General features: G+C 40.0%; 6 protein-coding genes and 5 tRNA genes. All 11 read left to right on the top strand.

The window, feature by feature from the left end:
- The first annotated feature begins 159 nt into the window (after nucleotides 1-159).
- The 11 genes from GQR53_RS13035 to GQR53_RS12985 all read left to right on the top strand — a co-directional run bounded on the left by GQR53_RS13035 (nucleotide 160) and on the right by GQR53_RS12985 (nucleotide 10,214).
- Nucleotides 160-342 carry a hypothetical protein gene (locus GQR53_RS13035; protein ID WP_010553261.1) on the top strand — a complete coding sequence of 61 codons (183 nt, stop codon included), beginning with the start codon at nucleotides 160-162 and terminating at the stop codon, nucleotides 340-342.
- A 128-nt stretch (nucleotides 343-470) separates the two neighbouring features.
- A tRNA-Ser gene (locus tag GQR53_RS13030) sits at nucleotides 471-563 on the top strand.
- A 38-nt stretch (nucleotides 564-601) separates the two neighbouring features.
- Nucleotides 602-678: transfer RNA gene (locus tag GQR53_RS13025), tRNA-Arg, on the top strand.
- 73 nt (nucleotides 679-751) lie between these two features.
- Nucleotides 752-828, top strand: a tRNA-Arg gene (locus GQR53_RS13020).
- Between the two features lie 51 nt (nucleotides 829-879).
- Nucleotides 880-956: transfer RNA gene (locus GQR53_RS13015), tRNA-Arg, on the top strand.
- A 115-nt stretch (nucleotides 957-1,071) separates the two neighbouring features.
- A tRNA-Arg gene (locus GQR53_RS13010) sits at nucleotides 1,072-1,148 on the top strand.
- Between the two features lie 1,038 nt (nucleotides 1,149-2,186).
- Nucleotides 2,187-4,871, top strand: coding sequence for a TonB-dependent receptor (locus GQR53_RS13005; protein ID WP_165744131.1), 2,685 nt, complete (start codon nucleotides 2,187-2,189; stop codon nucleotides 4,869-4,871).
- 76 nt (nucleotides 4,872-4,947) lie between these two features.
- Nucleotides 4,948-5,724 carry a family 16 glycosylhydrolase gene (locus GQR53_RS13000; RefSeq protein WP_165744130.1) on the top strand — a complete coding sequence of 259 codons (777 nt, stop codon included), beginning with the start codon at nucleotides 4,948-4,950 and terminating at the stop codon, nucleotides 5,722-5,724.
- Nucleotides 5,725-5,774: 50 nt separating this feature from the next.
- Nucleotides 5,775-8,303, top strand: coding sequence for a glycoside hydrolase family 3 protein (locus tag GQR53_RS12995; RefSeq protein WP_165744129.1), 2,529 nt, complete (start codon nucleotides 5,775-5,777; stop codon nucleotides 8,301-8,303).
- Nucleotides 8,304-8,436: 133 nt separating this feature from the next.
- Nucleotides 8,437-9,420 (top strand): histidine kinase, encoded by a 984-nt coding sequence (locus GQR53_RS12990; RefSeq protein WP_165744128.1) that lies wholly within the window; start codon nucleotides 8,437-8,439, stop codon nucleotides 9,418-9,420.
- On the top strand, nucleotides 9,420-10,214 hold the full coding sequence (locus GQR53_RS12985) for a LytTR family DNA-binding domain-containing protein (RefSeq protein ID WP_165744127.1): 795 nt from the start codon (nucleotides 9,420-9,422) through the stop codon (nucleotides 10,212-10,214). The genes GQR53_RS12990 and GQR53_RS12985 overlap by 1 nt, the downstream gene beginning before the upstream one ends.
- Nucleotides 10,215-10,391 lie beyond the last annotated feature (177 nt).

Here is a 10,391-nt window from a genome sequence, read left to right as displayed (position 1 = left end):
CTAGGATATTAAAACTAACAGTGCTATAACTTTTTAGTATGATTGTTTTTTAAACATATGTTGTGTTTATACAAAGATTTTAGCTAGAATACGCACGAAATTTACACTGCTGGTATTTAGCAGTTAAATATAGATTCTTAAAGGACTTAGAATAATAGTATGAAAGACAAACGAGTAGATGATTTATCAGAAGAATGCACATCAGAGCAAGAACGAAACGCTTACTACCGTGCTTGTATCGCTGAATTTCAACAATTAGGTTACCAAGAACAGTATTTGGCTCAGTTAACTGATGACTTAGTTCCCGTGCTAGGTGTTAATCCTTCAAATAAAAATACGTAACCCGCTTAAATTTCAAACTAATTACACTTTTAAACCAAGCATATGTGCAATCTGTAACCATATAGTCGTTTTTGGTAGAAAAGTGTTTGACATATTTTCTGAAATCTTTATTATACGCCCCACAAGACGGAGAGGTGTCCGAGTGGCCGAAGGAGCTCCCCTGCTAAGGGAGTATAGAGTTTGTAGCTCTATCGAGGGTTCGAATCCCTCCCTCTCCACCATTTCTTTTAATGGCGTGTTTTGTAAAATTTTAAAGTATGGGTGCATAGCTCAGCTGGATAGAGTACTCGGCTACGAACCGAGCGGTCGGAGGTTCGAATCCTCCTGCGCCCACCATACTTTAATAACTCGCTTAGAGTCTAAATAAGCAAAAGCTCTACTTAGAGTTAAAATAAGTAAACTATAAAGTGGGTGCATAGCTCAGCTGGATAGAGTACTCGGCTACGAACCGAGCGGTCGGAGGTTCGAATCCTCCTGCGCCCACCACTTTATAGACTCTCACTTAGAGTAAAAACAAGTAATAGTAAAAATGAAAGCGGGTGCATAGCTCAGCTGGATAGAGTACTCGGCTACGAACCGAGCGGTCGGAGGTTCGAATCCTCCTGCGCCCACCACTTTCATGTTTTCATACACTTTTAAGTGTAAGAAAAATAAGCCGATGGAAATCGGTTTTTTTATGCCTGAATTAATACGCTCTGCTTAGAGTTTAAATAAGCAATCTATGAAAGTGGGTGCATAGCTCAGCTGGATAGAGTACTCGGCTACGAACCGAGCGGTCGGAGGTTCGAATCCTCCTGCGCCCACCACTTTCATAAACAAGCCGACATTAAGTCGGTTTTTTTGTGCCTAAAATAAAGTGAAATAAAGTGAAGTGTAGGTTTAGGCGAATTGAGAACCAAGCAGTCGGAGGTTCACTCTTACAAGATACGTCCTGCGCCCACCACTTTCATAAACAAGCCGACATTAAGTCGGTTTTTTGTGCCTGAAATAAAGTGAAGTGTAGGTTTAGGCGAATTGAGAACAAGCAGTCGGAGGTTCACTCTTACAAGATACGTCCTGCGCCCACCACTTTCATAAACAAGCCGACATTAAGTCGGTTTTTTTATGCCTGAAGTGTGAGAAAGTCTTCAGCTATCAGTTAAACCGAACTAAACACCACAGTTAAAATTCCAAGACGCACAGGCAAGCTCACTGACTTCGATGTGATAAATGATAGCTAATCATTTATCAATGAGAGATACAAGACGTAGGGCTTGCTTACGTTAGAAGCGCAGCTTCTGATTTATAATGTTTTAATCACTTCTCTAAAAGCGCAGCGCCTCTTAACCTCTTTGTGAATAACGCCCTTAAAAACTAAAATGCACAAAGAAAAGTGAAAGAGGAGTAAATGAGAAGTCCAAAATCACCATGAGTATTTAAACGCCTTTAAGCTACGATCTACAAATAATACCACCGCCAACTTTTCAATGTAGGCGAAGAGCTTACTCACGTAGAAGTGCCGCTTCTTCTAGCTACGAATCAGACGGTCATAGGTTCACTCTTACAAGATACGTCCTGCGCTTAGCATTTCTATTACTAATTAGGTTAATAGAAAATAAACCGATGAAAGTCGGTTTTTTATTCAAAGTAAACTGTAAAATAAGGCGTAAGTTCGCTTTGAGTTCATAAAATTGAAGGTCTACTGTTTAAAAACTCTAATCCAATACGTTCTAATATCGGCTTGTATTATATCTAACTCGCTTTGGCGTATTTGACTAGTATTCAAAAAAGACCCTATGGATACTGTGAAGCTGTTACATAAAAGTTACAAAATTAACGTTCACACACACATCAAAAGGTCGAACATGCACACAATAAATAAAACAGCATTATCAATAGCCGTTGCATTGGCTTGCTCAATGCCACTTCATGCTCAAGAGGCTTCCACTGAAGAAATACAAACACCAGAGAAAAAAGCTAGCTCGTTAGAAATTATTTCTGTAACAGCAACTAAACGTAAAACTAGACTTATGGAAACCCCAGTTGCCATTACGGCATTGACTGAAGCAGAACTAAGACAAAATGGGGTTAACAGCGTTAAAGATATAGCTAACCTAGTGCCAGGGTTAGATATCTCCACAGCGACGGATCAATCAGCTCCAGTTATTTCTATGCGTGGTGTACGCTCTACTAATATTACCGAGCTTGGCGACCCTGCTGTTGGCGTTCATCTTGATGGTATTTACTCACCAAGAATGCAAGGTGCACTTGCTTTAATGTATGACATTGAACGAGTTGAGGCATTAAGGGGGCCACAAGGCACGCTATTTGGTCGAAACTCTACAGTTGGTAGCATTAATGTTATTTCAGCAAAACCGGAGTTTACTCACTTATACGGCAATGTGAACGTTGAAGCAGGTAAATACAACAGCAAAAATATTGATGGCGTAATTAATATTCCAATTAATGACGAATTTGCAGTACGGTTTTCTGGCAAAGGATTAAAACGAGATTCTTACCTTGAAGGTTACTACGATCCTAACCAATACGACTCAAGACGATTAAGCGACGATATACTCAATGCTCCTGTTATCTCAGAGGATTCTTATCAAGGTATTGGCCAAACAGTCACGCAGCGAGAAAACTGGTGGATTGATGGTGCAGGCACAAATCCAGAGGCGCAAAAAGTTCGCCAATTAACCCCCGCAGAAAAAGACGACTTTTATAACAACGCTAATGAATACTCTTTCAGAATTAGTACGCTTTGGGAGCCGTTAGATGGTGGCTTTTCAAATCATACCGTTTTTCAAAAGTACGTAAATAACAGCAACAATAATCTCGATTTAGTTAATTGCGATAAAATTCGCGGTAGAAGTGAAGAGCTGGGCGGCGATTGCGCAAACTTTTTACCTAGTGACAATACATATCAAGCTGTTGTAAATGTGCCAGGTAAGCTTAATTTAGATATCACCTACCTTAGAAATACCCTTAACTACGATATCAGTGATGAATATTCGCTTGTATGGCTACTTGGGTATGAGGATATGGAACGCTCTTCAGCACAAGATAGCGAAGTCGGCCTCGATCCTTGGGATGGGGCAACGTACTTTTTAGATGGCACTGGTGCTGAATCTTTTTCTACAGAAGTGCAATTACAATCTGACGAATACGGCGATTTTATTTGGATTGTTGGTGCTAACTATTTCCACGAAAAAACCACGACCTTAGGTTATTACGATAACCCAATGGACGATAAAGCCTTTTGGGATCAACCTGATCGCTCTACAGACGCATTCGCTTTGTTTGGCCAAGGTACATACAATTTAACTGAAAAATTACATCTAACACTTGGTTATCGTTTTAGTGATGAAACGAAAGAAGATAAAGGAGGCAAAACATACCGCTGCTCTAATGCCGATGGTTGCGCTGTTGGTTGGTTAAATAGAACAGATCTAAATAACTTACCAGTTGATTACTACGAAGATCCTTCAATTTATGCGTCATACTTTGCAAACGATAATAAAGGAAGTTGGCAGCATCATGACTTTCGTGTTGGTTTAGACTACGACATTTCACCTGAAACGATGGTTTATACCTATCTTGCCAGTGGTTTTAAAGCCGGCGGAATTGGTGATGTATATGAAGTCGTAAATGATAGAACGGGTGACGTAACACGCTTTGAAACTAAGTTCGACCCAGAAGAAGTACTTACATGGGAGCTTGGCGCTAAATCGAGCTTTTTTGATAATTCATTAAACTTAAAAGCCGCGTTTTTCTACACAGATTACACCGACATGCAATACGCATCAGTGGGCTCAATCGGTAACGTAGAGCGCTTATCTGTGGTAGAAGATGAAGATGGCTCTCCCGTTTTAGATAGCAATGGCGAGCCTGTACTTGATTTTCAAAACAAGCCTGTGATTGCTTATTACACACAAAATGTTCCTAGTTCAACAATCAAAGGTATTGAGCTTGAGTTTGATTGGAAGCCATATCCAAGCGGGCGTATCACCGGTTATGTAACCTGGACCGATGCCAAAGTGACGGACGATTGGAATACTAAGTGGGATTACGATGCTGAGTATCTTTTTGATATTTCTTATGAGGAATCAAAAAATCCTGAAAATACACTGCTATCAACCAATCTTAAAGGCAATAACCTAGCGATGACGCCTAAGTTCACGGCAAACATCAGCTACACACATACATTTGATTTAGGTGAATATGGTTTTATCCATAGTTGGCTTAATGCGAGCTGGAAAGATGAATCGTACTCAACAGTATGGAATGTTGATAAACACTTAGATGATATGGACTTTAGCGTGTCGGACGAGGCGACAAAATACATTGACGATAGCCGAGATGCATTTGCAGTCTATAACGCGTCAATTAAATATGAGCCGCAAGGACAAAGCTGGTACGCAGAAGTATTCGTTAATAATGCCTCTGATGAAACTATTCAATATTGGAATAATACTAGCAAAGGAATTCCAAAAGGCAGCTTTGGCATGCCAAGGTATTACGGTGTAAGAGCTGGTTTTTCATTCTAGATAACCTAACCACAATTAAACTTCCCACAGTCAATATACCACTGTGGGAGGTGTACAATTTAAATAAGGATCAATAATGAAAACTAAGCTTATTAGCTCGTTAGTTGCAGGTTGTGTGTTTATCTCACCTTTTACATATGCCAATTATTTTAAAGATAATTTTTCATGGGGTTACGATAATACCATTTGGAATGCGCGAAGTGGCGACAATGGCTCGCCTTTTGGCTGTGAATTTTCCCCTGCAATGATTAACCCAAGCCAACAGGGGATCACGCTTTCATTATCGCAAGGCGCATGTGCCGAGCTGCAAAGTAATAATTTTTATGGCTTTGGCAAAGTGCAAGGCAGTGTTAAGTCAGGAAATACACAAGGCACTGTGTCTTCCATTTTTACTTACACATCGTGGTGGGATTCACCCGGCAGAGCATGGCAAGAGATAGATATTGAGCTTTTACCCTCCCTTGGGAACGTTGTTCATACCAATGTGATTTATCAGCCGCAAGGTGGCACTTATCAAAGCTGGGAAAAGGACATCGACTTAAGTCAGTTTGGGCTTGATTACAGAGAAAACTTATTAACTATTGGCTTTGATTGGTCTAGCAACTCGATTCGTTGGTACTTGTACGACGCTCAAGGAAATGAGCAAACATTAAGAGTGCTCTACAAAGACAATGGCGATGGTCATTTAGCTGAAAATGAAATTCCCGCGTATGCATGGCCGATGGATAATACAAAAATAATGATTAACCAATGGAATGGTGATAACTCAACCGAAGGCTATTACTTCCCAGGTCAATACTATGGCAGTCCGTCGTGGGCCTATTATGATTTTATTGAATATATTCCAAATTAAATCAATCGCTTCATGTTTTTTAAAACGATATTTTTACTCGAAGGTTTTTAATGTTTCAGATCAAAAATTCTAAATTATTACGTTGCCTATTTTCGTTAGTTGCCGCGTTAACATGTCAGTATTCATATAGTGCTGAAAATGTGCAGGTAAAATGGCCGAATGTGAACACTAAGCTCAAACGCGATCCCGCTGTAGAAGCGCAAATTGAACAGCTGCTCGCAAAGATGACCATAGAGCAAAAAGTAGCACAAATGATTCAGCCCGAAATTGGTTACTTAAGTGTTGAGCAAATGCGTAAATATGGGTTTGGTTCATACCTCAATGGTGGTAATACAGCGCCCTATGGCGACAAACGCGCTGATCAGGCCACATGGTTAAAATATGCGGATGAAATGTACCTAGCATCAATGGACTCAACGAAAGACGGTATTGCAATACCGACTATTTGGGGAACCGATGCCATGCATGGGCATAGCAATGTTTATGGCGCTACGTTATTTCCGCACAATATTGGCTTAGGAGCTGCGCATGATGCCGATTTAATTAAACGCATAGGCCAAGCAACAGCGAAAGAAGTGTCAGCCACTGGGATTGAATGGAGTTTTGCTCCTACTGTCGCTGTAGTCAGAGATGATCGCTGGGGCAGAACCTATGAAAGTTACTCAGAAGACCCTGAATTAGTTAGGCTGTATGCGGGTAGTATGGTGACAGGTATTCAAGGTGATATAGGCGCTGACTTTTTAAAAGGCAGTAACCGTATTGCCACCGCAAAACATTTTGTGGGCGATGGTGGCACTGAGCGAGGCGTTGATCGCGGAAATACGCTTATCGATGAAAAAGGATTAAGAGATATTCATAGCGCAGGTTACTTTTCGGCTATTAATGAAGGTGTGCAATCAGTGATGGCATCCTTTAATAGTTGGAATGGCAAACGTGTGCATGGCGATAAACACTTATTAACGGATGTACTTAAAAACCAACTTGGTTTTGATGGGTTTGTAGTCAGTGATTGGAATGCTCACAAGTTTGTAGAAGGCTGCGATTTAGAGCAATGTGCGCAAGCAATTAACGCCGGCGTTGATGTGATTATGGTACCAGAGCATTTTGAAGCGTTTTATCATAATACTGTTAAGCAAGTGAAAGACGGTGTAATAGCCGAATCAAGAATTAACGATGCCGTTAGACGTTTTTTAAGGGCTAAAATCCGCTGGGGTGTTTTTGTTAAAGGAAAGCCATCTTCACGACCTGAATCACAACACTCACAGTGGTTAGGTGCCTCCCAGCATCGTACGTTAGCAAGAGAAGCGGTTCGTAAGTCACTCGTTCTATTAAAAAACAACGAAAACGTGCTGCCAATCAAAGCGAGTAGCCGCATCTTAGTTGCCGGCAAAGGCGCGAATGCAATTAATATGCAAGCGGGTGGCTGGAGTGTTTCTTGGCAGGGCACAGACAATACCAATAGTGACTTTCCTAATGCGACCTCTATTTATGCAGGTTTAAAGTCGCAAGTATTAAAAGCAGGCGGTGAAATAAGCTTAAGTGAGTCTGGTGAATATAAAACCAAGCCAGATGTAGCCATTGTTGTTATTGGTGAAGAGCCTTATGCTGAGTGGTTTGGTGATATAGAAATGCTAGAGTTTCAGGATGAAAGCAAACATGCCCTTGCACTGCTGAAAAAACTTAAGGCAGACAATATTCCGGTAGTTACCGTATTTTTAAGTGGTCGCCCGCTTTGGGTCAGTAAAGAGCTCAATGCATCGGATGCCTTTGTTGCTGCATGGTTACCAGGCTCTGAGGGTGAGGGGGTTGCAGACGTATTATTAACAGATAAAAACGGTAACAGCCAGTTTGATTTTACCGGTAAGTTGAGTTTTTCGTGGCCTAAATACGACAATCAATTCAGCCTTAACTTAGGGGATGTAGATTACGACCCGCTCTTTGCCTACGGCTACGGGCTAACTTATCATGACGCAATAAATATGCCTATTGTGAGTGAAGCAACGAGCCCTAAAAAAATCGTTAAAAGCGATGCACATCCACTGTTTGTAAAAAGTTTAGCTAAAAATGTCACATGGGCGTTGGCCGATACAACAGCAAAGGTTTTAACTAGTGGTTCATCGGCCACCAGTGGCGATAAAAAAAGTTTGTTAATGCAATCGGTTAATTTATCGTATCAAGAGGATGCAAGGCAGTTTAAGTGGCAATCTCAATCCTCAGATGCAACGCTTAGCCTAAGTTACTTAAAACCTACGCTACTCGAACGCAAATTTAAATCAGGTTACCTTGAGCTAAAAATGCGATTAGATAAAGCTCCAGAGCAAGGTGCACAGTTACAAGTAATGTGTAATTTAGATAACTGTTTAAGAAGTATTGATTTTTCATCGTTTGAAAAAACAATGGTAGATAAGCGCTGGCATACTTTATCAATCGCACTCAATTGCGCCGATAGCGAACTGATTGAACAAACCATGTCAGATGTAATTCGTATTTCAGCTCAGCGTTTAAGTTTAGCAGTTGCAGATATCGCGTTGACTGCAAAACCTAATAATGACGCATTATCAATCACGTGCTCAAAATAAATAAGGCAAAGGCAGTTGATAATAAGTAAGCTATTCAACTGCCTTTAAAGTTGGACGTATTAATTTGAATTCCAAAAATCCCAGAAGTCATCTTTTCTGGTTGTTTCAGAGCTGCGGTTGGATTGTGTATGCAATGTTGACCGAGCTAATGATAAAAATACCAAGCGACGAGCCATGGTCGATACACATTCCGCATTTAATTATTGATGTAGCGTGTGGCTTTTTAATCACCTTACTTTTAAGAAGGGCTTATAACTGCTCAAATAGGCAAGGGATTAAAGTTAAAATAGCACTGCATCTGGTGCTGCTGTTAACTGCCACATTCATTTGGACACAAATTAAATGGGCGTCTTTGCAGTGGTTATATGGCAATTGGTGGCTTTCAATGACATGGTTTGACTTTGGTACATGGACGTCTGCATCGTTAACTATGCTCTCAACGTGGACTGCTTTTTATTACGGGATCAAAATATATCTCGACAATTTAGAGCAAACTCAAAAAGCCGCTGAAGCGACACACCTAGCGAAAGAGTCACAGCTAAAAATGCTTCGATATCAGCTTAATCCGCATTTTATGTTTAACAGCATTAATGCTATTTGCACCTTAATCTTAAAAAAAGAAAGTTTGCAGGCAGTTAATATGCTCGAAAAGCTTTGTGATCTACTGCGCCATAGCTTGTATACCGATCCACTTGAAAAAGTAGCGATTAAAGAAGAAATTGCCATATTAAAAACCTACTTAGATATAGAGCAATGTCGATTTGCCGACCGGTTAGAGGTTAATATTAGCGTTGATGAACCATGCAACGATTTATTAATACCTTCTTTATTAATTCAACCATTGGTAGAAAACGCGTTAAAACATGGTATGCGAGCAGATCAAAAAATGGTGATCACAATTAATGTTGAAAAAACAAAATCCGCATTGCTCATTAAAGTTGCAGATACTGGTAAAGGGTTTGACGACAATAAAAAATCTAAAAGGGGCATTGGCTTGGCTAATTGCGAGCAACGCTTAAAATTAATGTATGGAAATAGTCATCGCATTGAAAAAGGCAATGCCAAATCAGGCGGCGCATGGCTTTGTATTTCTCTTCCTATTAATGGTTTGCAATAATGATTCAATTAAAAACATTACTTGTTGATGATGAATACAGCGCTATTGAAGGCTTGCGTATTCGTTTAGAAGCCTTTGCTGAAATTGAAGTGATTGGCAGTGCACAAAGTGTTGATGAAGCTATTAACGTACTTAACAAACATGACGTTGATTTAGTTTTTCTAGATATAGAAATGCCAACAAAATCAGGCTTTGAACTAATTAAACATTTTCAACCAGAAAGCTGCCCAGCGGTTATTTTTGTTACTGCGTTTCACCAGCATGCCGTTAAAGCATTTGAGGTAAGAGCCCTTGACTACTTACTCAAGCCCGTTAAATTAGCTCGCCTATCAGAAGCCATAGAAAGAGTAGTAAAAACAGAGCAACTCCACAGAAAAAACACATTGATTGAAGTACACCAATCGCTGATAGAAAACGAGCATCAAGAATTAGAAAGCTCAAAAAACTCAGAGTATAAATTTGAAGCCGAAAACTTGGTCATCCAAGATGCTAAAAACCCAATTCAAATAATTCCGTTTAAAGATATTTTATGGATTGATGCCGCAGGCGATTATATGTGTGTTCATACACTGGCTGAAACCCATGTAATGCGAGCGCGTTTAAAAGATCTTGAAAAAAATACCCTGCCAGAAGACTTCTTACGCATACATAAATCAACGATTGTTAATTTAAGCCACATTAAACAGCTCAACCCATTACGTAATTCTGAATATATGGCGGTGTTAGATAACGAAAAAACACTCAAGGTAAGTAGAACGTACAGTAAAAACTTAAAGAGCTTAATAAAACAATAACGGTGGTTTTTTAGTTACACCATCGTCAACATTATCAATGTGGACGTAGTGCTTACTCACGTTAGAAACACAGTTTCTCATTGCTAAAACCTAAAACCTAAAACCTGCGCGAGGTAAACTCCCGCCTACAATATAAAAATTGCGCTTGCAAAAGGCTCGGTGTTTTATTTTTATTAC

This window comes from Pseudoalteromonas sp. Z9A6, assembly GCF_011378805.1.
Taxonomy (GTDB): Bacteria; Pseudomonadota; Gammaproteobacteria; order Enterobacterales; family Alteromonadaceae; genus Pseudoalteromonas; species Pseudoalteromonas distincta.
This window is presented reverse-complemented; position numbering and strand designations above follow the sequence as displayed.